Genomic DNA, 24970 nt, shown 5'->3' with positions numbered 1-24970 from the left:
GGTCGATAATGCAGATGGCAGCCTCGGACGGTTCTAGACAGGCTCCCCGGTGGAACAACTTGCCCTCGCTATTTTTGCTTCGCTGTTGAGCGCTGGAGCCTGGCTCTGGGTGCTGCGCCGCTTCGATCGTATCGAACCTGAGCCCCTTGGTCTGCTGCTGCGCACTGGCCTCGTCGGTGGCCTCGTCAGTGCCCTTGTCGCCGGATTTCTCAACGACAGACTCTTTAGCTGGCTTGGCATTACCTTCGATGCGCCGGTGCTGCCCTGGGTGTCGGCCCTGGTCCCCGCGTTGTTCGCTGGTCTGAATGAAGAAAGCTGCAAGCTGATGGCGACGCTCTGGCTCACCCACCGGCAGCCGGAGGTGGACGAACCGATCGACCCGATGATCTACGCGATGAGCGTCGCTCTTGGCTTCGCTGCCTTTGAGAACATTCTTTATATGATTCATTACGGCCCCGGCGTGATCGTCCTGCGCTCGCTCCTGACTGTGCCGGGGCACCTCACCTTCGCAGCCCTCTGGGGCTATGGCCTCGCTAGAGCCCGCTTCGGTAGCGGGCCGGGGCGCTACCGGCTTTTGATCGTGACTGTATTTCTGGGTGGGATCGCCCACGCTGCCTACGACTTTTTCCTCTTTCCGCGCACCTGGATCGCCTTGTTCGTGATTCCGCTACTGGCGGGTCTGGTCTGGCTCGCGAACCGCCGCCTCACCTTTCTGGTCGGTCAGACGCCCCACCTGGAGGCGGGCGAGTGTCCGGACTGCTTTGCGCCCAATCTGCCCGACACCTCCCACTGTCGGCAGTGCGGCAGCTCCCTCGCCCAGCACATCTACACCCTCTGTCCCCACTGCAACGCCAAGGTGCTCCCCGGCAGCCTGAACTGTCACCGCTGCAAAGGCGAACTGGCCCGCGTGTTCGATCATCCCTTTTCTTGAAGCAGCGCGACTTTACCCATAAATTCACCGCGACTGAAAGCATAAACCTGCCGTTAACCTACGAGAGAATCAGCCTTTCAGCTTCTGGCTGTTTGTCCACTGTCTACACTTTGAAAGCATATCTCTGCAGAAAGTTGAAACTCGCACCATAAAGCTGCTGACACTCAGCTGGGACAGCGCCCACCTTTAGCTATTTTTCAGAGGACCATCACCACCCACAGGCCAAGCAATCCCCATGCACCAACAACTAGGAGACGTGCGGCAGGCGGCGACCCGATTGCCCGCACGGGTCAAGGAGTTGGAGGAGCAACTGGCAGAGGTCCAACAGCACGGCAACCAGTTGCAGCGGCAGTAGCAGCGATGGCCGAGCACTGCTGGAACTGGCACAGCAGCTGCTGGGGCTAACAACAGACGCTCAGGACAGGAGCATTCAGCAGTTGCTCGCCCTGGATACCCGCACTCTCGCAGGACTGAGCACTCTTTTCCTGGACAAGCTTGCGCTGGCATTACTCGTTTATACTAACTCCTGTCACCTTGCCACGATAAATAATGATGTACTCTTACCTTTTTCGTGATTGCACTTTCCCTGTCGGTTCTGCGGACGAACGCGGCTATCGAGACCGGCCCTTCTCACGGCAGAATCGGTGCTTTGGTAGCTTGAAGTGGTGGTCGGTGCTGCTGGTACTGGTGTGTTGGTCGCTATCGAGCCCAGCACAGGCGCAGCGACTGAGCACCCTGTTCGATTTCCTCCGACCGCCCATTACTCCTTGCGGGCTACTGCAGGGCAGCGACGGCAACTTCTATGGCGGGTCCAGCTACGGTGGGTCTAGAAACTACGGCACGGTATACCGGCTGACGCCCGATGGCCAACTCACCACCTTGGTCAACTTCAACGGTAACAACGGTGCGTACTCCAGTTCCGAACTGATACAGGCTGGCGACGGCAATTTCTACGGCACGACCAGCTCCGGTGGGAGCGCAGATAAGGGCACTGTGTTCCGGCTGACGCCTGGTGGCCAACTCACCACCCTGGTCAACTTCAAAGGCTCTAACGGAGCGGACCCCAACGCTGGAGTAGTGCAGGGCAGCGACGGTAACTTCTACGGCACGACCTTGAGAGGTGGGAGCGCAGATGAGGGCACTGTGTTCCGGCTGACGCCCGATGGCCAACTTACCACCCTGGTCAGCTTTACAGGCAGCAATGGTCGGCGGCCCCGAACTGAGCTGGTGCAGGGCAGCGACGGTAACTTCTATGGCCCTACAAATTACGGTGGGACCGATGACGATGGTACAGTATTCCGGATCACACCCGAGGGCGGACTTACCACTCTAGTCAACTTCAACCGTAGCAATGGTAGGGATGCCAACGCTGCTCTAGTGCAAGGCAGCGATGGCAACTTCTATGGCACCACCACCAATGGCGGGACCACTGACGATGGCACGATCTTCCGGCTAACACCCGATGGCGAGTTCACCACCTTAGTTAACTTCAACCGCAGCAATGGTGGGGAACCCAGGGCCGGTCTCGTGCAGGGCAGCGACGGCAACTTCTATGGTGTAACTCGCTTTGGTGGAATAGATGATAAGGGCACGGCCTTCCGAGTGACGCCCGATGGCCAACTCACCTCCCTGCTTAGTTTCAACGGCAGCAATGGTGTTGACCCCCAGTGTGATTTGATCCAGGCCAAGGACGGTAACCTCTACGGTACGACCGTCGGCGGTGGAGCCGCAGACACGGGCACTATGTTCCGGCTGACACCTGATGGCCAACTCACCACTCTGAGCCAGTTCAACAAAAGAAGTGGGCAGACCCCCTTTGCAACTCTAGTTCAGTCGAGAGACGGCAACTTCTACGGCACGACCTACTATGGTGGGACTGCAGACAAGGGCACAGTATTTCGGATCACACCCGAGGGCAAGCTCTCCACTCTGTTCGACTTCAAAGGCTCTAACGGAGCGCACCCCGATTCTGGTGTGGTGCAGGGCAGTGACGGCAGCTTCTACGGTACGACCTACTACGGTGGGACAGCAAGCAAAGGCACAGTCTTCCGGCTGACGCGCAACGGCAAATTCACCACCCTGGTCAACTTCGACGGCTCTAACGGAGCGTATCCTTATGCTGGCTTGGTGCAGGGTAGCGATGGCAACTTCTATGGCACAGCCTCGGAAGGTGGGAGTGCAGATGGGGGCACGATGTTCCGAGTTACGTCCGATGGCCAACTCACCACCCTGGTCAATTTCAACTTCGACAATGGTGGTCAGCCGAAGGGAACTTTGATCCAGGCCAGTGACGGCAACTTCTACGGCACGACCTTCTACGGTGGTGGTGCTTCAGGCACAGGCACGGTCTTTCGTGTCACACCCAACGGCCAACTGACGACCTTGCTGAGCTTCAAAAGCTCCAAGGGAGCGTATCCTTATGCTGGCTTGGTGCAGGGCAGCGACGGCAACTTCTATGGCACGACCAGTCAGGGTGGGAGTTCAGATGGGGGCACGCTGTACCGAGTGACACCCGATGGCCAACTCACCGTCCTGGTCAATTTCAACGGCTCTAACGGCTACCGTGCTTATGCTGGCTTGGTGCAGGGCAGCGATGGCAACTTTTATGGCACGACCAGCTACGGTGGGACCGCAGACAGTGGCACGGTGTTCCAAGTGACGCCGGAGGGTAAACTCACCACCCTGGTCAACTTCAACTCGGCCAACGGTGCGCAACCCACAGGCGGTCTAGTGCAGGGCAGCGACGGCAGCTTCTACGGCACCACTTCCGCATACGGAAGGAAGGGAAGCGGGACAATCTTCAAGCTGAGTGTTCCGTAGATGCCAGTGAAATGAGGGGGAGTTCACCGGGCAGCCGCCGCGAGGGCTTCGGTATTGGCGCTGTAACGCGTATGATTGCTCCGGCTATTCGGTCAGTGCAGCGGGAAATGTCATCCAAATTTGGAAGCATAAAGCTGCCGTTTCGGCAGTTTTATGGGTAAAGTCGCATTTTGATCGCCCTACAATAGGCTCAAACCCAGAAATTGCGCTCAGATGGTACTCTCCGGTGATTTAATCCAGCGCCTACAAATCGACGATCCTGAAGAACGGCGGACGATCAGCAACGTTCGTTGGGCACAATACGAAGTGTTGCTTTGCGATCTAGGAGAAACAGCTCACTATCGGGTCGCTTACTTAGATGGAGTGTTGGAGATTGTGTCCCCCAGTCGTCGGCACGAGAGCGCAAAGACCCGGATCGGTACGTTGCTGGAAGTCTACTTTCTCGAAACGAACACCGAATATTTTCCTGCAGGCTCCACTACGCTTCGCAACGAAGAACAACAAGCAGGCATAGAACCGGATGAAAGCTACTGCATCGGCTCGGATAAAGATTGTCCAGATCTAGCAATCGAAGTAGTCGTAACTAGCGGTAGCATCAATCATCTGGAACTCTATCGACGGTTAGGGGTCCAGGAAGTCTGGTCCTGGCAAAATAGCCAGTTTTCAATTTATCATCTGCGCGAGGAGTCGCCGGTTCGATGGATTCAAACTTCCGGCTACGAAGCGATCGAGGGCAGTGAACTTCTGCCTGGCCTGGATATGCGTCTGCTGTCAGCTTGCGTTCGCAACCCAAACCCACTTTCAGCCGCAAAGGAATTTCGACTTCATCTAGGGGACGAGGAAACGGCTCCTAAAAGCTCGTTGTAATATTGCTTCGTTGAATGCATTCGAGACGCTCTTTTACAGATTTCAATCTTAAGTTTCAATCTAACTATCAATCAAAAATTTTTTCAACGGTACTGGCCTCGTCCCAGCGTCCTACAGGTCTTTTAGAAAGAGCCGCGTACCGCAAGTATAAAAGCTGCTGCCGCAAGTAGAGCTGCTGCCCCGCGCACATGATTCCAGAGGGTCCACTCCCGAAGATAGCGCTTCCACAGGCGCGCACCTTCCTCACTTTCGGGAGCGACGGCGGCGAGGGCGTTGTTTCGCGGAATGTTGAAGGCAATGGTCACAAACAGGGTGCCAACCAGATAAAGTAGAGCGCCGAGCAAAAGATACAAAGCGGTGGCCTGCTGCCAGTGTGTCAAAGCAGCGATGAGCAGGACGAGCGAAAGCAGAGCTGTTCCCAGAAACACGCCCAGAAACAGCGGGTTGATCACTTTGATGTTGACGAACTGCATCGCTGCGATTCCCTGGGGGGGCGGAAGCTGGGCAAGGGCCGCCATCACGAACGTCGAAAAAGCAAAGAACACTCCCCCAATCAGCCCGGAACCCAGGGCGGCCAGAATTGCAGCGCTCACCAGCCAGTCGGTCGTCATCTTCAAGCTCGGGGATTGCCTGCTTGCTCTTTGCTAGCACGTCCGTGCCCTTTTAGACGATCACTGGCGCTGTGTTTCGCAAGGGGAACTCCTCCTGGAGGCTGAGGACGGCGAAGCACCTCTACTCGGATGATCTGTACGAAACCACAACTGTCTGGCTGGGATAAGCGCATAGATATTATTTCGCAATTTCTTGCTGACATCGCGGACCGGGACCGCGACAGACTGGCCGTAGCAGAAGTTCTGCGGAGTGCCGAGGGGATCGCCGGCTTTTGTGCAGCCAACGCTGCCGCCATCGACGAGGAAGGCTGCTTTCCTGTCGAGGAGTTCCGCCGGATCAAAGAGGCAGGTCTGCTATCGGTTGCGCTCCCCTGCGATCGAGGCGGCTTGGGATTCGGCATCGAGGTGGGCCGCAGTTGGCCTCTGCTGGAACTGCTCAGACAGATCGGCTACGGCAACCTGGCAGTCGGTCGGATCTACGAGGGGCACCTCAACGCCGTGCAGCTCGTCGGACTTTTTGGAAGCCCCGCTCAAATTCGCACCTGTGCGACAGATATCCGCGAGCACCAGCGCCTCCACGGCGTCTGGAACACCGAGTCGGTGGACGGGGTGAAGCTTTTGCCCTTAGCCGATGGCCGCTATCGGCTTGAAGGAGCCAAGACCTTCGCTTCCGGGGCCGGTTACATCGAGCGGCCCATCGTCGGGGCGGCCCTGCCGGACGGGGGCTGGCAGATGGTGATCGTGCCGATGGAGATGGTGCGGACGCGCACGGACACAAGCTGGTGGCAGCCCCTGGGGATGCGCGCTTCGGCCAGTTTTCGAGTCGATTTTAGCGGCGTCGAGTTGACGGATGCGGCACTGCTCGGTCAACCGGGCGACTACTACGCCCAGCCCTGGCTCACCGCCGGGGTCAGCCGCTTCGCAGCGGTGCAGTTGGGAGGGGCAGAAGCGCTCCTCGACTGTGCCCGCTCCCACCTGCGCGAACGCGGCTGGGGGGGTGATCCCTATCAGCGCGAGCGCATGGCAAAGGCGGCGATCGCCTGCGAGGGGGGCAGGCTCTGGTTACAAGGATCTGCAGCGCAGCTGGATCGCTTTTTAGCGGGCGAGGGCGAGGCGGAAGGCGAGAGCCTGGTCGCCTACGCCAACATGGTCCGCACCGCGATCGAGGGGCACTGCCTTGAGGTGATGCGCCTGGTCGAAAAATCACTGGGCGCACGCTGCCTTATCCGGCCCCACCCGGTCGAGCGCCTGGTGCGGGATCTGACAATCTACCTGCGTCAGCCCGCCCCGGACGCTGCGCTGGCCCAACTGGGTGCCCATGTCATCGCCCAGGAAGCACCCGCCCGCAACCTCTGGAACGATGCTCTCCACTAATGCCCCGAGGGCAGTGCCGGAGGGACCACTGCTGCCATCTACAGCAATCCAGCAACTCGGTCCTGCCCTGGTCGTCGCTCCCCACCCCGACGACGAAACCCTGGGCTGCGGCGGGGCAATTGCCCTACTGCGCAAAGCAAATATTCCCGTCGAGGTGCTGGTGGTGAGCGACGGTACCCGCTCCCACCCCGGTTCTCGCCGCTGGCCTGCCCCGGCCCTGCGCAAGCTGCGGGAGGCGGAGACGCGGGAGGCTCTGGGTGTGCTTGGGGTCGAAAGCGACTGCATTACTTTTTTAGGCTTGCCGGATGGGGCGGTGCCCTTCGAGATGGACCTCGAAGCCTTTGCCTGGGCCGTTCAGCGCTGCCGCCGCTACCTGGACGAACTGACCATCGAAGTGCGGGCGATTGTCCTGCCGTGGCGGCGCGACCCCCACGCCGACCACCGGGCAGCCTGGAATCTGCTGTATCGAGCCAGCGGCGGCTTTCGGAGCTTCGAGCGCCGGCTGGAATATCCGATCTGGCTCTGGGAGCAGGGGGGAGCGCAGCATCTGCCGCAGCCCTGGGAAGTGGGAAGCTGGCGGCTCGACATCGCAGCGGTGATCGAGCGCAAGCTCGCAGCCATCGCCGCCCATCGCTCCCAGACCAGCGACCTCATCGACGACGACCCCGATGGATTTCGGCTCACCCCCGAGACGCTCGCTTTTTTTGAGCGGCCCTGGGAATGTTATCTGGAGGCACCATGCAGCCTGAACGCCCCTCACTGATGCCCGCCTACTTCGAGGCGCTCTACCGCGAGAGCGCCGATCCGTGGAACTTCGAGACGAGCGCCTACGAGGACGAAAAGTACAGTTCTACCCTTGCGGTACTGCCCAGGTCGCTCTATCGGCGCGGATTTGAAATCGGCTGCTCGATCGGCGTGCTCACCGCTCGCCTTGCCCGGCGCTGCGAGGCGCTTCTGTCGATCGACGTGAGCCAAAAGGCACTCGATCGGGCGCGGCAGCGCTGCCGCACACTTCCCCAGGTTCACTTCGAGTGGATGCGGGTGCCGGAGCGCTTCCCGGACGGCTCCTTCGATTTGATCATCCTTTCGGAGGTAGGGTACTACTGGTCCTGGAGTGAACTGCGCACCGCCCAGCAGCTGATGCTTGCTCACCTCGAACCGGGAGGACACCTGCTGCTGGTACACTGGACGCTCTTTGCCAGAGACTACCCCCTCACTGGGGATGAGGTACACGACGCCTTTGTGGGGCTGGCTCAGCTCAAGCACCTGCAGGGGCAACGCGCAGAGCAGTACCGTCTGGATCTCTTCGAGCGGCTGCCCTCAGCTCCACCCGGCCCGTAGCGGACAGGCGCGGCGCGACTGCCAGAAAGCGATCCGGCTGCGCAACAGCTCGATCGCCCGCTCGATGGGCTGGCAGGGCAGGCGCTTCGGCCCCGCCGCTTCTACCCGTTCCCACAACAGTCCAAAAGGTTGATGGCGCTGCACCTCACCTGCAAGCCAGGGGTAGCTCACCTGCAGCTCCTGGGCCAGCAGCACCCCATCGTCGCAGTCGTTTACAGGCTGGGCCTGTTGCCACAGCAGCCGCAGGCGGCGGCGGACCCCAAAGCGGGCCTCCAACTGTGCCACCGGCTCGACCAGTTGCACGGTGTCGCCGCTGGCACTCCAGGCGTTGAGCTGGGCAGAGAGGCCATTGCTGGCCCGGCCCTGGCGGCGGGCACTGGTTGTCACCTGTACCCCCGGTGCGTGGCGAAAGCGAGCATCCGTGCGCAAAAGCGCCCGATACAGCGCGACATCTTCGGGCGTGCGCCCAGCCGGGATGCCTCCTGAGCGTCCGTAAGCCTCGGCAGTAACGGCAAAACTCGCCCCGAAGTGCTGGTAATGGCGCGGCCACGGATCGAACGGGTCCGGATCGATGCAGGCTTGCAGGTAACTTGCCAGGTACTGGTAGCCGGCGTCGCGCAATAAACACAGCCGCGTCGCCGGATCGAGGGCGGCCCGTTCGGTTGGATGGGTAAAAATGCGACCGCCTACCGCGTCCGCCCCCTTGCAAATCTCAGAGCGAATCGTGAAAAGCCAGTGCGGGCATACCTGGCTGTCGCCGTCCGTCGAAGCGATCACCCCCCTGGGCTGACCGACTCGATAAAGGCGGCGGTACGCCTCGTCCATCAGCAGCTGGCGGGCGCGTCCTACATGGGCTTCTGCCGGTGAAAGCGTCAATTCGACTGTATGCAGGCGCAGATAAGGATGCGTAGAAGCAAAGCGGCGAGCGACTGCTGCCGAGTCGTCCCGGCAGTTGTTAGCAAGCACGATGATCTCGTAGCTGCGCGGATCAAGCGGCACCCCCGTCGGCGTACACTGCCCAGCGAGGGCAGCTAAAGTCTGCTCTAAAAGTTCAGCCTCGTCGCGCACGGGGACGATGACACAGCTTTCGCACCGTTCTGTCGGGGCAGCACAAACCAGGGGAGGAGCGGCAATTCTTTTGAGCACCTGGGCGAGGGGCGTGGATACCGGCGGGCAGCCGACTTGTGACATGAAATACCTCTTTCACACAACAGTGGGCGCGACGGAGGTGGCCGCAGCGGGGTTTAACAGGTGCTGACTGGACAAAACCTGCAACCAGAAGCAGCAATGCCTTCAATAAACGGCATCGACTGCAACTGGCTCTGGGACATTCGCCTGCGCTGTCTTTCGCTGTTGAACGTCCTGTGGCAACTATCTGCAAATAGCGGACAGAGGGGTACTGCCGTTAGGAAGATTTTGAAGGGCCGACGGCAGCCCGGAGACTATCAGGCATGGACGCCTGCTCCTATCTCCACTGGGGCGGAGGGCTGTTTCTCTCTGACGACGGACCGTTTGCGCAAGCACGGTGCAGGACACTGAGACAGGTGGCCGGCAGCGCCACTGGCAGCTTGGGAGGCAGGCAAGATGACGATTAAACAACTGCGCAACAGTCCAATGATGGCCCACCTGATCGATGCGCTCGAAGCAGGTCAAGATATTGGCCACAATGGCCGGTTGGTCTTTGTGATGGTGGCCCGGCACTTTTTAAAACCGGAGGAACTGCTCAAATACCTGCAAAAAGATCCCAATTGCAGCGAGGCAGAGGCCCGTTCGCTCTATCAGCAGGTTGAGGAGCGCGAGTACAGCCCGCCCCGGCGCGAGCGCATCCTCGAATTTCAAAAGCAGCAGGACTTTCCCATCTGTCCGGACCCGGACAATCCTGATAGCTGCAATGTCTACCGCGAACTCGAATTTCCCCAGGAAGTCTACGATAAGATTTCAAGCTACCACGAGCAAAAGTCAGAGCACTGAGCGGCTGGGAAACGAGCATCAGCTCAGTTGTTGCTGCGCTCTTGATCTCGGCGAATCAGGTAGTCTTTTATGGCTTCCTGACGACGGTTGGAGGCACGCAGCTCTTCGATTGTCTGGTCGAGCCGTGCCAGATTATTGGCGGTCGCGGTGATAAACCGCTCACTGATGCCAATCAGTCGATCCAGATTCTGGGCATTGTTCGCGGTGGCCTGCTGCAATTCTCCGACCTGCCGGCTGATGGCGAGGGTGGCAGCCCGCAACTCTGCTATCAGTTCTCCATGTTGCCCTACGCGCTGTTCGACCTGCTCAAATCGTTCTTCCATCAAAAGCCTCAGCTGCAGGACCTCCAGCTTAACCCCAGCCTCGGGAATTGCCCGATAGCTGCGCCGGTACTATCTATCTAAACTGTCCGGCAAAAGAATGGGCCGAACACCAGAACTATTCGTAGCGCAAGGCAACCATCGGATCGACGCGGGTCGCTCTGCGGGCTGGTAGATAACAGGCGCTGAGGGCAACGGCCAAAATCAGTACCGAGACGGCGGCGAAGGTGGGCAGATCGAAGGCGCTGACGCCAAAAAGCAGGCTTGAGAGCGCGCGGGCGAGGACAACTGCTGCCCCTAGCCCGACGAGTATTCCCGAGAGTACCAGTAGCATTCCCTGGGTGACGACCAGGGCGAGAATCTTGCCCTGGGGTGCCCCGAGGGCGAGGCGGACACCGATTTCGTGGGTGCGCTGGGTGACGGAGTAGGCCATGACGCTGTAGATACCGATACTGGCCAGAATCAGGGCGACAACGGCAAAACTCACCAGCAACAACACGTTGAAGCGCTGCTGTTCGATCGAATCGGCGACCACGCGCTCCATCGTCTTGATCGTCCCCAGAGCCTGGTCTGGATCGATGGCCTGCACCTGGGCGCGCAGAGTTGCGGCAAGTGTGGCTGGATCGCTATTGGTGGTGCGGACGACCAGGGACATGTAAGGCCAGGCAGCTTGTCTGTAAGGTAGATACATCTCAGGGCGAATGGCCTGGTTGAGCCCGAGAAAGCGCGTATCCTGAACGATGCCGACGACGGTGATCCAGCTGTCGGCTTTGGGCACGGGCATGTCCGTACTGAAGCGTTTGCCGATCGGATCGCTGTGGGGCCAGAAGCGGCGGGCCATCGTCTCGTTGATGAGCGCCACTTTAGGCGTCTGGGCGTTGTCGAGGGGACTGAGCGGGCGTCCCCGCAGCAGCACAATACCCATCGTGCGCAGATACTCGGGGCCAACCGCCAGATATCCCGAAAGCGGTTCCTGGCCAGGCTTAGGTCTGGACTGGCCCTCGACAAGAAGAGTGACGCTTGAGTCACTGCCGCCCAGCGGCAGGGTGTTGACGACGCTCACCGACTCCACACCCGGCAATGTCTGCACCCGCTCGATCAGCCGATCAAAGAAGGTGATCTGCTGGCGCTCCTCCGGATAGCGGGCTAGAGGCAGGGAGAGGGTGGCTGTTACCACCTGCTCGGGCCGAAAACCCGGTTTGACGTTCTGCAAGTTCAAAAAGCTCTGGGTGAGCAGGGCGGCACTCACAAGCAGCATTAAAGCCAGCGCCACCTCCGAGACAACGAGCAGATCGCGCACGCGGTTGCGCTCGCGGCTACTGGTCGCGCCTCGGCCTCCGTCTTTGAGCGCCTCGTTAAAGTCGGTCTTTGAAACCTGCAGTGCCGGTGCCAGGCCAAAGAGAACCGCACTCAGCACCGCTACAGCGAGGGTAAAGACGAGCACCGGTCCGTCGAGGGCGATCTGATCGATCCGGGGCAGGCTGCGCGGAATCGTCGCTACCAGCATCTTCAGTCCCAGCAGGGCGAACCCCAGCCCCAACAGCGCCCCAAGAAGCGCCAGGAGGATACTCTCAGTCAAGAGTTGCCGGAGGATCCGGGCCCGGCTCGCCCCGAGGGCGGTGCGCACGGCGATCTCTTTCTGGCGGCTCACAGCCCGCGAGAGCAGCAAATTGGCGACGTTGGCGCAGGCGATGAGCAGCACGGCAGCGACTGCCGCCAGCAGCAATAGCAATGCTGGCCGGATCTTGCCCACCAGTTGCTCGTAGAGCGGCACCAGCAGCGCTTTTCGGTTGGTATTGGAGTCCGGGTACTGCCGGGCGAGGGCAGCACTCACCACATCCATCTGCGCACTGGCCTGCGCGAGGCTGATGCCTGGTTTCAGGCGAGCGATGCCGTTAAGAAAGTGGCTGTCACGCTCTTGCATCTTCGCTTCACCGAAGGCAAGGGGCACCCAGATTTCTGTCTTGTCCCTTGGAAAGGCAAATCCTGGTGGCAGCACTCCGATCACCGTGTATGGCCTTGCCTGCAGAGTGATCACTCTGCCTAAAACCGCCGGATTGCCGCCGAAGCGCTCCTGCCAGAGGCGATAGCTTAAAAGCACTACCCGGTCGTGGCCTGTTTTTTCTTCTTCGGGCGACAAGTCGCGTCCCAGGAGGGGCCGCACCCCGAGGGTCTTAAAAAAATCGGCTGAGATAAACGCACCGTTCAGCCGCTCCGGCTGCGAACCGCTCTTGAAGCTGAACTGGTCCGTGTTGTAGACAGCTATGTTCGTGAAGACCCGGTTCTGTTGTCGCCAGTCGAGATAGTTGGGGGGTGAAACTGCCCCCTTTTCCAGCCCCTGCTGCAACTGGCTCTCGAAGACCTGCACCAACTGCTCCGGTTCGGGATAGGGCAAAGTGCGCAACAGCACAGCGTTGACGACGCTGAAGATCGCTGTATTCGCCCCGATTCCCAGAGCCAGGGTGAGCACTGCCACCGCCGTAAAGCCAGGGTTTTTAATGAGCATCCGCCAGCCGTAGCGCAGATCTTGCTGGAGAACCTGCAACTGTTCTTTGATCGCTGTCATCACCAGATCTCCAAATGTAGCTGCGCACCAGAGGGCTGCCCGCCCGCCACTGTCTTCGCGCTGCTCGCGGTACGCCTGCCGAAAAACCTGCTGCATCTCATCGGCGTACTCCTGCTGAAATTCAGAAGGATAAAGGCGCAAAAATAACCCGTAGAGCCGATCTACTACCCGCATCAGCCTCCCTCCACCACCGGCAAGAGCTTCTTTGTCCGTGCGTCGGCTACCAATCCCGCCAGCCTCAGCGCTTCCCCCTGGGCCACCCGCCTGCCCAGATCCGAAAGGCGATAGTAGCGGCGACGCTCATCATCGATCGCCGGGTCCGGTCGCCACTGGCACTCCTCGATCCAGCCCGATTGCAACATGCGCTTGAGGGAACTGTAGAGCGTGCCCACTCCCAGGCGCACCTGCCCGCCCGTCCGCTTTTCGATCTCCTGCATGATTGCGTAGCCGTGGCGCTCGCCGTCCGCCAGTGCCAGCAGAATCTGAAACTCCGCACTCGTCAGCGGTCCTGGACTCCGCAACTCGCCACCCATCCATCCACTCCCGATGCATTCGTCAATGATATATCCATCAATGCTATATCATTGATGGATATAAAGGGATTATGGAACAAAAGTTTGTAAAGCTACTCCGCCTGGCTTGAGAAGGGCACCTATTTTGTCATGACAGGGTTTTATAGACAACTGTGGTATCTCCCTCTCGTCGAAGGGCACTCTGGTGGTAGGCATCGTTCAAGGTGGCGTTCTCGTCGCCAGGATTTTTTAATTCGATAATCGCGATGGGCAGACCATTCAAGAACACCAGCACGTCTGCTCGGCGGCTGTACCGATTTTCGACGCTCGTGAACTGGTTGAGCGCCAGCCAGTCGTTATTTTCAGGACTGTCAAAGTCCACCAGCCGCGCCTGATCGTGGACTATTCGGCCATCCCCGGCAATCATTCAGGCAGTCGAGAATCCAGAATGGCCTGAACCTGCTCGACAGACAACTGTGCTACTTCTGCAATTTGCGCGATCGGCATTTGCAGCGCAGCCATTCTGGAGATCATCTCCCGCTTTTTCTCCTCGCGCCCTTCCTCGCGTCCTTCCTGCAGAGTTTCCTGGAATGCTCGCGAGTTGCGTAGACTCTTTGTCCTCAACATAGCTTCAATCTCCCGACGACTTAATTCTGGAAACTTCGCGGCCAGTACTGTCGCGAACATTCCCATTATCTGTTGCTGCTGATCTGCGCTCAGCGGTTCTGCCCGCACTTTCGACAGCATCTCCTCGATCTTTGCCTTGAATTTGCGCTTTGGCGTGCGCAGCATCCCCAGGATCTCGAAGGCGAGTGAACCCTGCTCCACTTGCTCTGTAAGATAGAACCTGCGCACCTGTCCACTCGCCTCGAAAGCCCGGTAGGCACGAGGAACACCAGGGTCCATACTCTGGGTGGCAAATAAGACCACCGCCTGCCAGTCCCCCAAAAAGCGCTTGCGCCGAAAATAAAGGGCGAGTTGGGCGAAAAGTCGCAAATAGATAGCCTGGTCTCTCTGAAACTGACATTCGAGAAAATAAAGCGGCTGAGCTGTATCCTCGGGGATGAAGACGCCGTCGAGGCGAAAGGCGATCTGCTTGACTTCGATCGAATCGAAGCGGTACTGCTCCGCCAGAGCGATATCCCGACCGATCAGTTCAAAGAACAGCGCCGGAAATGTCTGAAAGAGGTCGTAGAGCAGCGCATCGGTCTTCACGGAAGGGCAACCTATTCATTTGTCCACAAAAGGACATTCTACTGCGGAACTATGGCTGCAGCTTGTCATACAGGCCGTCCACCGTCTCACCGGCAAACAGCCGTTCCTTGGTGTACTCGTCCCGTGGCGTTGGCCTGTAGGAAAGGCCAGCGGGCTTCTCGATCACCATCGCATCGCGGTGTCCTGCTGATTTCCAGTTGGGCAATCATACCAGGTTCTGCACTATCGCTAGCTGAAGTGCGTCCGGCTACCCCAAGAGCGTGCGGCGGTGCCAGAATTGGGGCGTCGCACAGTCGAAACACCGATGATTGCCTCCGAGGAGCCCGTCTTCTATCCCGAGTCCGACGGCCAGCCGATGGCGGAAAACACCGAGCAATTTCACTGGATCGTCTACATCAAGGAGGGTCTGGAATGGCTCTTTGCTGCCGATCCGACCGTCTTCGTCGCCGGAGATTTGCTCTGGTATCCGGTGGAGGGCAAAAACAAGATTCGCCTGGCTCCGGATGCGATGGTGGCTTTTGGTCGTCCCAAGGGCCGCCGAGGCAGCTACCTGCAGTGGAAAGAAGGGAACATTCCGCCCCAGGTCGTCTTCGAGGTACTCTCACCCGGCAACACGGCGCTGGAGATGACGCGCAAGTTTCAGTTCTACCAGCGCTACGGGGTGGAGGAGTACTACGTCTACGACCCGGATAGCGGTGGCCTCGACGGTGCTATCCGCCAGGGAGCGGTGCTGGAGGCAATAGAAGAGATGGAAGGCTGGATCAGCCCCCGACTGGGTGTGCGCTTCGAGCGGATGGAACAGGGCGAACTGCGCCTCTGGCGACCAGACGGCAGTCCTTTCGAGAGTTATACAGAACTTGCCGGGCGGGCGGAACAGGCCGAACAGCGGGCCGGTCTCGCTGAGGAGCGGGCCGAACAGGCTGAACAGCGCGTGCAGCAACTGGCAGAACAACTGCGCCAGTTGGGACTGGAACCGGAGAATGGCGAGGGCTAGAGAAGCTCTGGACTGTAGGAGCCCGTTTTTCGATAGGATGGGAAGTACTTTGAAGGTAGCGGCCATGACAGCAAGTATTCTTCTGAAGGAAGCACAGGCAAGGCTCTCTGAGTTGCTGGCAGGATTGGCTGCTGGAGAAGAAATTATCCTGACCGAAGGTGGAGTAACCATCGGACGTCTTCTCAAAGAGCCCCAACCTCAAACTGTGCGCAAACTTGGGACGCTCCGGGGAACAGTTCTCTATATGGCTCCAGACTTTGATGCTCCACTCGATGAATTTGCAGCGTGCATGGAGTGAGCCGCTTCTTATTGGACACCCACACCCTGATCTGGGCGGTTGAGGAATCTACCAAAATTGGTTCACATCTACCTGCTTAGACAGGGTTGACGGCGGCGAGGCGGGAGGTGGCCAGGCGCTTCATCCAGCCGTCGAGGTAGGCGCGGTTGGCCTGGCGCTGCTCGGGGCGGGTGGTGGTGAGCGGGTAGGGGGCAAGAGCCTGGATGGCGGCGGTGGTGACACAGAACATCGACTTTTGGAAGCTGACGCAGATCTGCACGCGCATGTCCTCTTCGCCGCGCAGGCTGCCCAGGTACTCATGGCGCAGGATCTCGGGCAGGTGCTGCTTCATATCCTGCATCAGCAAGGTGGGCGGGATGCCCGCGCCGCCGATAGGAAGCGGATCGGCGTAGAGGGCTCCGTACTGGAAGTCGGCCTGCTCGAAGGGGATCTGTCCGGCCTGGGCGTTGTAGGAGACCGTGCCCATAAAGGGGGCAGAGCGGAAGAAGACCGCTTCGACGTAAGGAACGGCAGCGTCCATCAAGAAGCGCAGATCGGCGGAAGCGGGGATGATCACGTACTCTTCACCCCGGATCTTGACGGAGTAGGTGAGCAGGTCGTTTGCTGCGGCACCCATATTTTCGAGGATGTGCTGGACGACATCCGGGATCGCTCGGATCTCGCCTCGCTCGTAGCGCTCCCAGAGGGTGAGAAACAGCGCGTACATCACCCGCCAGAACTGGCCAAGGACGCTGTAGTAGCACTGCTGGCGCACCCACTCCGGTAAAAAATCAGGAAAGCATCTGTGCAGCAGTTGGGCCGCCGGGTTGCCCTTCAGTCTGGCTTTGATCGCCCGCTCGGCGCGCTCAGAAAATTCGGGACTGTCGAGGTAGGCGTCGAGCTTGGGAGCGCCGTGCCAGAGCATCGCCTTCATGCAGTACTCGGCAAATTCGTAGTTGATCCGCTCGTGCGCCCAGTGATCGAGCAGTTTGTTGAGCGTCACCTCGCCGTTGAAGTACTTAAAAAAAGGAAAGAAGACCAGAAACTGCCGGTCGGCGATGTAGAGCAGGTTGCGCTGGTAGGCGTTGAGAACCTCACCGTAACTTTTGAGGATGCCCACCACCTCCAGTAGATTCTCGGGGCTATCGGGCAGCAGAGCACCACCCGCTTCGAGCCGTTCGACGATGGTGGCAAACGGTTCGGGGGTGAACACTTTTTTCTGCTCGGACATCACCATGAGAGCGGTCTCCTAAGGGGTAAGCGTTCGGGGTGCGGGCGGGACAAGGGCAAGGCGGCTTGCAATCTGGGTGCCGTAGGCGGCGGCGGTCGCCTCGCTCCAGCGGGTGAGCCAGTTTGGCTGGAGGCCGAGAACGACAATGGCCAGAGCAACGACGATTGCCGGGGCGCGCTCCGACCAGCGCACCGGCGGCAGGTTGCCCAACTTCGGGCTGAGGCGGCCAAAGAACGAACGGTTAATCAAGGTGAGCAGGTAGACTGCCGTCAGGCCAGTGCCCAGGATGCAGAGCAACGTCTGGATCGGGAAGACGGCGAAGCTGCTTTTGAAGACGAGAAATTCGCCCACAAAGCCCACCATACTCGGGATACCGGCAGAAGCCATCACCGCCAGGATCATCAGGCTGCCGGTCACAGGTAGGCCGCGCTCGGGTGCCATCAGGCCGCACAACTCGTCGAGGTCGAGGCTGCCTGTTTTTTTGTAGATGATGCCCACCAGCAAAAACATCAACCCGGAAATGAGGCCGTGGGCGACCATCTGGCAGACCGACGCCTGGATACTGAGGGGAGTGGCCGCTGCCGCCGCCAGCAACACGTAGCCCATGTGGCCGATCGAACTGTAGGCCACCATCTTCTTCATGTTCTTCTGGGCAATGGCGGTAAGACAGCCATAGAGCACACTCACCACCGCCCAGGTGGCGAGGGCCGGGGCGAGCACATGCCAGGCTTGCGGGAAGAAACCCAGGCCAAAGCGCACCAGACCGTAGGTACCCAGTTTGAGCAGCACACCGGCGAGCAATACCGAGATCGGGGCGCTCGCCTCGACGTGGGCATCCGGCAGCCAGGTGTGAAAGGGCACCAGCGGGATCTTGATCCCAAAGGCCACCAGAACGATCCCAAGCAGCACCAGCTGGGTGCCCATCGGCAGCGAGTGGTTGCGCAGCGCTTCAAAAGAAAAGTCGGGGGTGGCGGCCAGATTCGCAAGCCCAAAGAAAGCCGCCAGGATCAAGATGCCCGAGATGGCCGTGTAGATCAAAAACTTGGTGGCGGCGTAGTTGCGCCGCGCTCCGCCCCAGAGGGTGATGAGCAGATAGAGCGGAATGAGTTCCAATTCAAAGAACAAGAAAAACAACAGGGCGTTCTGGGCGAGGAAAGCGCCGGCTACCCCGCCAGACATGACCAGCAGCAGCGCGTAGTAGAGCCGCGACTTGCCGGGGTTCTCGTCGCTCATCCAGACGGCAATCCAGACTAGAAAACTATTGAGCAGCAGCAGCGGCAGCGACAGACCATCCACGCCCAGCGAGTAAGCGATCCCCAGGGAGGTGAGCCAGGGGATGTGCTCCTGAAATTGCAGCCCGCCGTCCGCCAGATTGAACTGAAAGGCAACGACCGCCGACAGCAGCAGCACCAGCGCAGTGAAGCCCAGCGTGATCCAGCGTGGCCTGAACGACTCGGGCAGGCAGCCCACGACGAGCGCACCGGCAATTGGCAACCACACCAGGACACTGAGCATCGCCACCTCGGCTAGTGAATCAAAGTGAGCATCTCGTAGACAAAGACCGCCATCACCCCAAAGAGGATGGTCAGCAGATAGTACTGGGTCTGGCCGGGGACACTGCGCTTGAGGCTCTCGCCGCCCGCCAGGGTGACGACCCCCACCAGGTTGACGAAGCCATCGACTAAGTGCCGATCGAGCTTGGACATAGCGGCAGAAAGACCGCTCACCCAGGCGACGATCGTCGCCCGGTAAAAGCGCTCAATATACAGATCGTGGGAAAGATAGTCTACCAGGCCCATCCAGTCTTTTTGAGGGAAGCCCAGGATGACCCGGCAGGTGAGCTGCGGCGGGCGGGGAGTGTACTGCCAGGCAAGGGCAAAACCGAGCACACTCGTGGCGACCAGACCCAGGGCAAACATCCAGGTCGGCACCGAGCCTGTCACCGAGGTGAGCAAACCCAACTGATAGAGGATGACTGGCGAGAGCAGGTTGACGATGATAAGCGAGATCATCGGCACCGACATCAGCCAGATCACCTCTGGAGACCGGCGCGTCTTTGCCTGGCGGCTGCCTAAGAAGACCCGCACAAACAGGCGGGTGAGGTTGAGGGTGGTGAGGGTGTTGACTAGCAGCAGTAGCACCACCGCCCAGGGGGCAACCGACCAGAAGCGTTCGCTGGCATAAATAGACGACCAGAAGGTACCCAGGGGCAAAATCGAGACCGAGGCGGTGGTGCCGACGACAAAGGCGAGGCTGGTGGCGGGCATCCGCGACCATAGACCGCCCATCTCGGTGATGTTCTGGGTGCTGGTGGCGAGGATCACCGCCCCAGAACTCATAAACAGCAGCGCCTTGGAGATGGCGTGGGTGAGCAGCAACAGCAGGGCTACCGAATTCTGCTGCAGGGCAACGGCGACGAAGATAAGGCCAAGGTTGGCACTGGTGGTGTAAGAAAGACAGCGCTTGATGTCGATCTGGGCGAGGGCGATGCAGCTGGAGCCGATGGCCGTCACCGTGCCAATCGCGAGCAAGACCCCTACGCCGACGGTGGAGATGGCGAGCACCGGCTGCAGCTTGATGAGCACGTAGGCACCGCAACCTACTACCAGCGAGTTGCGCATGATCGAGGCGGGATTTGGGCCTTCCATCGCCTCGTCGAGCCAGAAGTGCAAGGGAATCTGGGCGCACTTGCCCACTGGACCTGCGATCAGCGCCAGACCGAGCAGAGTCGCCGTGAGGGGCGGCAGATTCGCGTGGGGAGCCCAGGCGGCCAGATCCTGAAAGTCGAGGCTCGGAGCGATGTTGGCAAGGGTGACCACACCCATCAAAAGCAGCAGGTCGCCGACGCGCTTGATTAAAAAGGCGTCGCGGGCCGCCGTCTGCACCAGAGGCTGGGCGTACCAGAAACCGACCAGCAGGTAGGTCGAAACCGTCAGCATCTCAAGCAGCGCGTAGCTTAAGAGCACGGAGTTGCTGAGCGCCAGACCGCACATCGCCCCTTCAAAAACACCGAGCATGGCAAAAAAGCGCGCCAGCGCCCAGTCCTTTTCCATGTAGCCCAGAGCGTACAGCTGGGCAAGCAGGCTCATGCCGGTAATCACGACCACTGCACCAACCGTGGTCGGTGAAAATTCGAGCGAGAGCGTCAGGCGCAGATCTTGAGCCTGCAGCCAGAGATATTCGAGGCGAACGGGAGCCTTTCCCCAGACTACCGACAGCAGCGCCAGAGCGTGGCCAAGCGCCAGGAACGTCATCGCCAGATTAAAGTACGCCGCCGGTCTCGGCCCGCCGCGCCGCACGACGCCGGGCAATGCCCAGGGCAGTGTCAGCACCGCGCCGATCAGCCCATAAAAGGGCACCCACCAGCCTGTCAGCAAGAAAGGCTCGGCCATGCCAGTTGTTCCCCTTGTAGCACCCTCAGACCTGACGCTCGCCTTCCGGCAAGAAGGCGGCACCAGCACCCACGGTCTGTGTCTTATTATTCTGCAACGCTTTTAAACATCTTTCAATACGAAAGTGTTCAAAGGAAGCGATAAGCAGAAGTAATCGGAGTTGACACTGGCCGGAGACCCAGGCCAAGATGTTGATTGCGCTAATCAGGCCCCGTAGCTCAATTGGTTAGAGCGCCGCCCTGTCACGGCGGAGGTTGACGGTTCGAGCCCGTTCGGGGTCGCTACTTTAGAGAGAAAACGCCGGTTCGGTTGCCAGCAGCCGGCGCAGTTGTTCGTGCGCCCGCTGGACGGTTGGTGCCTGGACCTGGACCATCCGGGCAAAGTGATAGAGCCTGCTTTCTGGCAGCAGGGCCGCTTGCCGGAGCAGATGGGCAGGCCATTCGCTCAACAGCGCTGTGAAAGTGGGCCGGTGGATCTGCAGATCGACGATGGGCAAGCCCAGTACACAGCGCCAGTGGCAGGCAAAGAGATCTGGCTCCTGGGTGCCCAGGGTGGCGAGGGCGGGCCAGTCCGGAAAGGGCAGCCACTTCTCGAAGCGCACAGCCGCAGATTCGATCTTGAAGTAGACGAGCGAGACGCCGGGGGGGGACTGGACAACCAGACTGCGGGCAAAAGGGTATAGCTGCTGGCGTTCTTTGTCGCTCAGGCTAAAAGGCTGCCAGAAGTGGTCAGCGGCGATGCCGATCGCTTCGCCGTAGAGAATGCCACGGGCGGTGACGACGAGGGGCAGGCAAAAGCGCTCCGCCGCCTGCGGGTTTGAGAGCGCGACAGGCAAACGGGCAGGAGCAGAGGCTGCGGCCTGCTGCCAGCCGGACAGGTCTGGAAAACCACCATCCGTTTCGGGCGGCGCGAGCCAGAGGAGCCGTTCAGTTTCTTTTATCCCGGTTGGATCGGCGGCGATCGTCGCCTCACCGCCCCAGAGCCGATAGCTGTCTGCAAGGGCAGTGGCCAGGGGCAGAGGACCGGCCACCCACAAAGGGGGCAGCTTCACCGCCGGGAGCCGGCGGCAGGTGTCCGCTCACCCAGGCCGGCTTCGGGCCGGGAATCGCCTGCTGGGACAGCGAGCAGGGGAAAGGCGTCACGGATCGCTGGTTCGAGGCTGATCGTGAGGACGCGGCCAAATTCTTGCTCGAACTCCGCTTTTTTGTACTCTGCATTCCACAGTTCGAGGTCGCAGGGATCCGCAGGGTCGTGCGGCTGCAAGTGCAGTTCGACCTGATCGGGACGAACCTGGCAGCGCACCGCCTGCACCGCGCCCTTGTGGCGGCGATCGAGGGCGGAGGCGAGGCGCAAGAAGATGCTCAACTGCCGCACCAGGCGCTTGTGTTCTTTTGAAAGCTGCTGAAAGGGCAGGTGCTTGCGCCGGGGGGCACTCTTGCGGTGGTAGCGGGCAAGGTTGGCGATCACTTCGATCTCTTCTTCGGTAAAACCGAGCATCCCGCCGTGGCGAATCAGGTAATACGAATGCTTGTGGTGGGCCGAGTGGTTGATGAAGTGGCCGCAGTTGTGGAGCATCGCCGCCGCCCACAGTAGCTCGCGATCCGCGCCGCTCCAGTGGTGCAGCGCACCACGGGTCTGATCGAACAGGCTTAAAGCGAGGCGACTCACCTGCTCGGCGTGGGCATAGTCGAGGTGGAACTTGTCCGCCAGATGCAGCACGCTGCGCTCGCGCACCGAACCCTGGTAGCGCAGCCGATCGGCGATGAGGCCGTGGGCGAGCATCCAATCGACGATGAGCCCCTCGCGCAGAGCCGCCTCGCAGACGACCAGCGATTCGACTTTAAGAAGCTTCATCGCCTCAAGCAAGATTGCCGCTCCAGCGACGATGATGTCGGCGCGCCGCTCTGAGACGCCCGGCAGGCGGCGTCTCGCCTCAAGATCGAGGGGGCGCAATTGAGCGAGCAGTTGTTCGAGGCTTGCGAGGGTAAGCGTGTAGCCCTGCAGCGATGTGGGCACGTTGCCTGTCTGGCGGGCATCCATCTCGGCGAGGGTCATGATCGTGCCGGAGGTGCCCACCAGCCGCTCGAAGGAACCCTGACTGTGCAGCGCGTCGATCGCCGGCTCCAGCAGATTGCGCACCTGATTTTGCAGGCAGTTGTAGTCGCGGGTGCTGATCGGATCGCTGGTGACGAACTGCTCGCTCAGGCGCACCGCCCCCGCTTTGATACTGGTAAGAAAGCGCGGTTCGTGGCCGTCGCCTAAAATCAGCTCCGTTGAGCCGCCGCCGATGTCGATGACGACGTGGGAGCGATTATCCAGTTCGACGGCTGAGAGCACACCGAGGTAGATCCGCCGCGCCTCCTCCTCGCCTGAGATGAGATCGACCCTGAGGCCGACAACGCGCTGGATCTGCTGAAGAAACTCGGGGCCGTTCGGTGCCTCGCGCACGGCACTGGTGGCGACGGCGATGATTTCTTGAGCGCCCAGTCCTTCGGCAAAAGCCTTGCAGTGGCGCAGCGCATCGAGGGCGCGGGCCATCGCCTCGGGCTTGAGCCAGCCGGTCTTGAGGCAGTACTCTCCGAGCCGGACCATCTGCTTTTCGCGGGCGATGATCGTGAAGCTCGCCAGCCTTGGCTGAACCAGGACGATCACCATGTGTATCGAGTTGGTGCCGACATCGATGGCAGCCAGAATGCGCTCCTGTTGAGCGTCGTCAGCTTCAGGCATCGTCAACCCTGCAATAGTCGCTGTAATTGTAACGGAAAAGCAGCACAGAGCCTATCCGCTGCGGGACGCAGAAGGAGATATTCAAAATTTCAAAACCTGCAAGCGCCTGAAGGCGAGCTTATTTTTCACCGAGACTCGTAGGCTGCTTGTACTGCAGCCAGGCAGCCACCAGCAACCCGGCGATCGTCACCGGTACAAAACCCAGAACGATGCCCAACAAGATCGGTTCAATCACAACCTTGGACTCCCATGCTTCACTGCTCCCCAAGATAGCTGAAAATGAGCGGAAGCTGACGGTGAGCGAAAAATTTGCTGCATGTGTATACGCGGGATGTTTTGCTTTGCGCTAAAACGTGGTATCTTGCCGTCTATTCAAGAATAAGGATCTTCTCCCGTGTTGCCGTCCCTGCGTTTCCCTCCTGCTCCTGGTGCTGTTCTGCGATCGTCCGCCCTGCCGCTCGGGGCTTTTTGGCTTGCGCTGACACTGGTGGGTGCCGACGGGGCAAAAGCGGCGACAATCAGCTTTGGCCCGGTGGACAGTGGCCCGCTTCTAACTGAGATCGTCAACTATTCGCTGCCCATCAACCAGTTCGATCCCTCTTTGGGTACCCTGACCGGCATCCAGCTCACCCTGGGCGGCAGCTTCGACAGCACCCTCACTGTGCAAAACCTCTCGGCCACCGATCAGACCTTTCAGGTGGGGCAGAGTGTGCAGATTAGCCTCACCGGCCCCACACCCTCCAATCCGTTCTCGACGAGCGTCACCCCCCGCGACTTTTCCGGATCGATTACCCTCGCTCCTGGCCAGACCAGCGGGCCGATCGAACTGACGGCTGGACCGACCACCAGCGTCACGAACATCAATCCGAGCCTGTTTAATTTGTTCATCGGCACCGGCACGGTGAGCTTTCTGGGCAACTCGAACACCACCACGACCTTTAATGGCGGTGGCGGCAACCTCGAATTTTTAAGTACGACGTTTGCAGACTTCTCGGTAGCTGTCACCTACACCTTCAACCCGGTGGTGCCGGAGCCGTCGTTGCTGCCGGGGCTTTTGCTCATCGGCGGTGGCGTCGCTGGGGCAGTGTTCGCCCAAAAGAAAACAGGCCCAAAGATCAGGTAGGCCACGAGCCACACCGGCAACAAATTTTCGAGCTTAGAGGTAGCCGCGCTCGTAGAGCAACTGGACCACCCGCTCGGCGGAAGCTTCTTTGGTCTCAGAATCGGTGTGGATGGTCAGATCCGGATTGAGCGGCGGCTCGTAAGGGTCGGAGACACCGGTAAAAGCCGGAATTTCACCCTTGAGGGCGCGTGCGTAGAGGCCCTTGACATCGCGATCGATGCAGACACCGAGGGGACAGTCGATAAAGATCTCAAGAAAGTCAGAAATGTTGGTGCGCAGCTCTTCGCGGGTCGAACGATACGGACTGATGGCGGCACTGATCGCAATCACACCGTTGCGGGACAACAGGCGGCAGACATAGCCGATGCGCCGCACGTTGGTGTCGCGATCCGCCTTGCTGAAGCTCAAGCCGGCACTCAAGTTGAGCCGCACCTCGTCGCCGTCCAGGACCTCGACGTTGCGGCCAAGCGCCTGCAACTTCTGAGCGACGATCGCCGAGATCGTGCTCTTGCCCGCACCGGATAGACCGGTAAACCAGATAGTTACACCTTTACCCATAGATGTTACCCGTCTCACGGAGGAATCGAGTTTGAGCATAGCAGGCAACTGCCCGCCGGTTAGGTATCGCAGTCAGCATTTTTTTGAGCTTTTGCTGACAAGGGCAGGTAGCAGCCAGTACAATGCGCTGAGGACATTCG

General features: G+C 59.9%; 24 protein-coding genes, 1 tRNA gene and 1 pseudogene. 11 read left to right on the top strand and 15 right to left on the bottom strand.

Annotation, left to right across the window (positions count from 1 at the left end):
- The first annotated feature begins 49 nt into the window (after nt 1-49).
- The 3 genes from GKIL_RS21310 to GKIL_RS23995 all read left to right on the top strand — a co-directional run bounded on the left by GKIL_RS21310 (nt 50) and on the right by GKIL_RS23995 (nt 4618).
- Nucleotides 50-931 carry a PrsW family intramembrane metalloprotease gene (locus GKIL_RS21310; RefSeq protein WP_023175983.1) on the top strand — a complete coding sequence of 294 codons (882 nt, stop codon included), beginning with the start codon at nt 50-52 and terminating at the stop codon, nt 929-931.
- Nucleotides 932-1603: 672 nt separating this feature from the next.
- Nucleotides 1604-3751 (top strand): choice-of-anchor tandem repeat GloVer-containing protein, encoded by a 2148-nt coding sequence (locus GKIL_RS21305; RefSeq protein WP_041244127.1) that lies wholly within the window; start codon nt 1604-1606, stop codon nt 3749-3751.
- A gap of 213 nt (nt 3752-3964) precedes the next feature.
- On the top strand, nt 3965-4618 hold the full coding sequence (locus GKIL_RS23995; RefSeq protein WP_023175981.1) for a Uma2 family endonuclease: 654 nt from the start codon (nt 3965-3967) through the stop codon (nt 4616-4618).
- Nucleotides 4619-4740: 122 nt separating this feature from the next.
- On the opposite strand, the gene GKIL_RS21300 is transcribed toward GKIL_RS23995, so the two are convergent.
- Nucleotides 4741-5229 carry an anthrone oxygenase family protein gene (locus tag GKIL_RS21300; RefSeq protein WP_023175980.1) on the bottom strand — a complete coding sequence of 163 codons (489 nt, stop codon included), beginning with the start codon at nt 5227-5229 and terminating at the stop codon, nt 4741-4743.
- A gap of 129 nt (nt 5230-5358) precedes the next feature.
- On the opposite strand from GKIL_RS21300, the gene GKIL_RS21295 reads away from it, so the two are divergent.
- From GKIL_RS21295 to GKIL_RS21285, 3 genes are read left to right on the top strand one after another with little or no spacing between them, the layout of a single operon-like run.
- Nucleotides 5359-6603: an acyl-CoA dehydrogenase family protein gene (locus tag GKIL_RS21295; protein WP_023175979.1), complete on the top strand. Its 1245-nt coding sequence runs from the start codon at nt 5359-5361 to the stop codon at nt 6601-6603.
- Entirely contained in the window at nt 6590-7366 is a 777-nt protein-coding gene (locus tag GKIL_RS21290) for a PIG-L deacetylase family protein (protein ID WP_023175978.1), read from the top strand. The genes GKIL_RS21295 and GKIL_RS21290 overlap by 14 nt, the downstream gene beginning before the upstream one ends.
- A complete protein-coding gene (locus GKIL_RS21285) occupies nt 7342-7944 on the top strand; it encodes a class I SAM-dependent DNA methyltransferase (protein WP_023175977.1) in 603 nt (200 codons plus the stop codon). The genes GKIL_RS21290 and GKIL_RS21285 overlap by 25 nt, the downstream gene beginning before the upstream one ends.
- On the opposite strand, the gene GKIL_RS21280 is transcribed toward GKIL_RS21285, so the two are convergent.
- Nucleotides 7924-9135, bottom strand: a complete 1212-nt coding sequence (locus tag GKIL_RS21280) for a glycosyltransferase family 2 protein (protein ID WP_023175976.1) — start codon at nt 9133-9135, stop codon at nt 7924-7926. The genes GKIL_RS21285 and GKIL_RS21280 overlap by 21 nt on opposite strands.
- Nucleotides 9136-9528: 393 nt before the next feature.
- On the opposite strand from GKIL_RS21280, the gene GKIL_RS21275 reads away from it, so the two are divergent.
- The gene (locus GKIL_RS21275; RefSeq protein ID WP_023175975.1) at nt 9529-9915 is read left to right on the top strand and encodes a hypothetical protein; all 387 of its coding nucleotides are present in this window, start codon (nt 9529-9531) and stop codon (nt 9913-9915) included.
- A 23-nt stretch (nt 9916-9938) separates the two neighbouring features.
- Here GKIL_RS21275 and GKIL_RS21270 read toward each other — a convergent pair whose 3' ends face one another.
- The 6 genes and pseudogenes from GKIL_RS21270 to GKIL_RS25450 all read right to left on the bottom strand — a co-directional run bounded on the left by GKIL_RS21270 (nt 9939) and on the right by GKIL_RS25450 (nt 14733).
- Complete coding sequence (locus tag GKIL_RS21270; RefSeq protein ID WP_023175974.1) at nt 9939-10238, bottom strand: hypothetical protein; 300 nt, start codon at nt 10236-10238, stop codon at nt 9939-9941.
- Between the two features lie 115 nt (nt 10239-10353).
- Nucleotides 10354-12975 carry an ABC transporter permease gene (locus GKIL_RS21265; protein ID WP_023175973.1) on the bottom strand — a complete coding sequence of 874 codons (2622 nt, stop codon included), beginning with the start codon at nt 12973-12975 and terminating at the stop codon, nt 10354-10356.
- Nucleotides 12975-13334: a PadR family transcriptional regulator gene (locus GKIL_RS21260; RefSeq protein WP_023175972.1), complete on the bottom strand. Its 360-nt coding sequence runs from the start codon at nt 13332-13334 to the stop codon at nt 12975-12977. The genes GKIL_RS21265 and GKIL_RS21260 overlap by 1 nt, the downstream gene beginning before the upstream one ends.
- A 181-nt stretch (nt 13335-13515) precedes the next feature.
- Nucleotides 13516-13728: pseudogene (locus GKIL_RS21255) on the bottom strand (type I restriction endonuclease); the annotation flags it as partial.
- Between the two features lie 8 nt (nt 13729-13736).
- Nucleotides 13737-14528 (bottom strand): Rpn family recombination-promoting nuclease/putative transposase, encoded by a 792-nt coding sequence (locus tag GKIL_RS21250; RefSeq protein WP_023175970.1) that lies wholly within the window; start codon nt 14526-14528, stop codon nt 13737-13739.
- Nucleotides 14529-14577: 49 nt separating this feature from the next.
- Nucleotides 14578-14733, bottom strand: coding sequence for a hypothetical protein (locus GKIL_RS25450; RefSeq protein ID WP_187293854.1), 156 nt, complete (start codon nt 14731-14733; stop codon nt 14578-14580).
- 99 nt (nt 14734-14832) lie between these two features.
- Between GKIL_RS25450 and GKIL_RS21245 the strand changes: the two genes are divergently transcribed.
- Both GKIL_RS21245 and GKIL_RS21240 read left to right on the top strand, forming a co-directional pair.
- Nucleotides 14833-15522 (top strand): Uma2 family endonuclease, encoded by a 690-nt coding sequence (locus tag GKIL_RS21245; protein WP_023175968.1) that lies wholly within the window; start codon nt 14833-14835, stop codon nt 15520-15522.
- A 64-nt stretch (nt 15523-15586) separates the two neighbouring features.
- The gene (locus GKIL_RS21240) at nt 15587-15820 is read left to right on the top strand and encodes a type II toxin-antitoxin system Phd/YefM family antitoxin (protein ID WP_023175967.1); all 234 of its coding nucleotides are present in this window, start codon (nt 15587-15589) and stop codon (nt 15818-15820) included.
- Between the two features lie 76 nt (nt 15821-15896).
- Here GKIL_RS21240 and GKIL_RS21235 read toward each other — a convergent pair whose 3' ends face one another.
- From GKIL_RS21235 to GKIL_RS21225, 3 genes are read right to left on the bottom strand one after another with little or no spacing between them, the layout of a single operon-like run.
- Nucleotides 15897-17036 (bottom strand): CO2 hydration protein, encoded by a 1140-nt coding sequence (locus tag GKIL_RS21235; protein WP_023175965.1) that lies wholly within the window; start codon nt 17034-17036, stop codon nt 15897-15899.
- A gap of 12 nt (nt 17037-17048) precedes the next feature.
- Nucleotides 17049-18545, bottom strand: coding sequence for an NADH-quinone oxidoreductase subunit M (locus tag GKIL_RS21230; RefSeq protein ID WP_023175964.1), 1497 nt, complete (start codon nt 18543-18545; stop codon nt 17049-17051).
- A gap of 11 nt (nt 18546-18556) precedes the next feature.
- Entirely contained in the window at nt 18557-20422 is a 1866-nt protein-coding gene (locus GKIL_RS21225) for an NAD(P)H-quinone oxidoreductase subunit F (protein WP_023175963.1), read from the bottom strand.
- A 207-nt stretch (nt 20423-20629) separates the two neighbouring features.
- Here GKIL_RS21225 and GKIL_RS21220 point away from each other — a divergent pair.
- Nucleotides 20630-20703: transfer RNA gene (locus tag GKIL_RS21220), tRNA-Asp, on the top strand.
- A 5-nt stretch (nt 20704-20708) separates the two neighbouring features.
- Here GKIL_RS21220 and GKIL_RS23110 read toward each other — a convergent pair.
- From GKIL_RS23110 to petG, 3 genes are all read right to left on the bottom strand, one after another.
- Nucleotides 20709-21473, bottom strand: a complete 765-nt coding sequence (locus tag GKIL_RS23110) for a hypothetical protein (protein ID WP_023175962.1) — start codon at nt 21471-21473, stop codon at nt 20709-20711.
- The gene (locus GKIL_RS21210) at nt 21470-23149 is read right to left on the bottom strand and encodes a Ppx/GppA phosphatase family protein (RefSeq protein WP_023175961.1); all 1680 of its coding nucleotides are present in this window, start codon (nt 23147-23149) and stop codon (nt 21470-21472) included. The genes GKIL_RS23110 and GKIL_RS21210 overlap by 4 nt, the downstream gene beginning before the upstream one ends.
- A 118-nt stretch (nt 23150-23267) precedes the next feature.
- Complete coding sequence (gene petG, locus GKIL_RS21205; RefSeq protein ID WP_023175960.1) at nt 23268-23384, bottom strand: cytochrome b6-f complex subunit V; 117 nt, start codon at nt 23382-23384, stop codon at nt 23268-23270.
- A gap of 159 nt (nt 23385-23543) precedes the next feature.
- On the opposite strand from petG, the gene GKIL_RS21200 reads away from it, so the two are divergent.
- Nucleotides 23544-24272 (top strand): choice-of-anchor E domain-containing protein, encoded by a 729-nt coding sequence (locus GKIL_RS21200; RefSeq protein ID WP_023175959.1) that lies wholly within the window; start codon nt 23544-23546, stop codon nt 24270-24272.
- Between the two features lie 33 nt (nt 24273-24305).
- Here GKIL_RS21200 and cysC read toward each other — a convergent pair whose 3' ends face one another.
- A complete protein-coding gene (cysC, locus tag GKIL_RS21195; RefSeq protein ID WP_041244126.1) occupies nt 24306-24830 on the bottom strand; it encodes an adenylyl-sulfate kinase in 525 nt (174 codons plus the stop codon).
- Nucleotides 24831-24970: the final 140 nt, after the last annotated feature.

This window comes from Gloeobacter kilaueensis JS1, assembly GCF_000484535.1.
GTDB lineage: Bacteria > Cyanobacteriota > Cyanobacteriia > Gloeobacterales > Gloeobacteraceae > Gloeobacter > Gloeobacter kilaueensis.
The sequence above is the reverse complement of the archived record's forward strand: the minus strand, read 5'-3'. Positions and strand labels throughout refer to the sequence as shown.

Bases quoted from the DNA above. Each gene is read 5' to 3' on its own strand.
- GKIL_RS23995 (WP_023175981.1), top strand. From the start codon at position 3,965: ATGGTACTCTCCGGTGATTTAATCCAGCGCCTACAAATCGACGATCCT.
- GKIL_RS21300 (WP_023175980.1), bottom strand. From the start codon at position 5,229: ATGACGACCGACTGGCTGGTGAGCGCTGCAATTCTGGCCGCCCTGGGT.
- GKIL_RS21295 (WP_023175979.1), top strand. From the start codon at position 5,359: ATGATCTGTACGAAACCACAACTGTCTGGCTGGGATAAGCGCATAGAT.
- GKIL_RS21290 (WP_023175978.1), top strand. From the start codon at position 6,590: ATGCTCTCCACTAATGCCCCGAGGGCAGTGCCGGAGGGACCACTGCTG.
- GKIL_RS21285 (WP_023175977.1), top strand. From the start codon at position 7,342: ATGCAGCCTGAACGCCCCTCACTGATGCCCGCCTACTTCGAGGCGCTC.
- GKIL_RS21280 (WP_023175976.1), bottom strand. From the start codon at position 9,135: ATGTCACAAGTCGGCTGCCCGCCGGTATCCACGCCCCTCGCCCAGGTG.
- GKIL_RS21275 (WP_023175975.1), top strand. From the start codon at position 9,529: ATGACGATTAAACAACTGCGCAACAGTCCAATGATGGCCCACCTGATC.
- GKIL_RS21270 (WP_023175974.1), bottom strand. From the start codon at position 10,238: ATGGAAGAACGATTTGAGCAGGTCGAACAGCGCGTAGGGCAACATGGA.
- GKIL_RS21265 (WP_023175973.1), bottom strand. From the start codon at position 12,975: ATGCGGGTAGTAGATCGGCTCTACGGGTTATTTTTGCGCCTTTATCCT.
- GKIL_RS21260 (WP_023175972.1), bottom strand. From the start codon at position 13,334: ATGGGTGGCGAGTTGCGGAGTCCAGGACCGCTGACGAGTGCGGAGTTT.
- GKIL_RS21245 (WP_023175968.1), top strand. From the start codon at position 14,833: ATGATTGCCTCCGAGGAGCCCGTCTTCTATCCCGAGTCCGACGGCCAG.
- GKIL_RS21240 (WP_023175967.1), top strand. From the start codon at position 15,587: ATGACAGCAAGTATTCTTCTGAAGGAAGCACAGGCAAGGCTCTCTGAG.
- GKIL_RS21235 (WP_023175965.1), bottom strand. From the start codon at position 17,036: ATGGTGATGTCCGAGCAGAAAAAAGTGTTCACCCCCGAACCGTTTGCC.
- GKIL_RS21230 (WP_023175964.1), bottom strand. From the start codon at position 18,545: ATGCTCAGTGTCCTGGTGTGGTTGCCAATTGCCGGTGCGCTCGTCGTG.
- GKIL_RS21225 (WP_023175963.1), bottom strand. From the start codon at position 20,422: ATGGCCGAGCCTTTCTTGCTGACAGGCTGGTGGGTGCCCTTTTATGGG.
- GKIL_RS21210 (WP_023175961.1), bottom strand. From the start codon at position 23,149: ATGCCTGAAGCTGACGACGCTCAACAGGAGCGCATTCTGGCTGCCATC.
- cysC (WP_041244126.1), bottom strand. From the start codon at position 24,830: ATGGGTAAAGGTGTAACTATCTGGTTTACCGGTCTATCCGGTGCGGGC.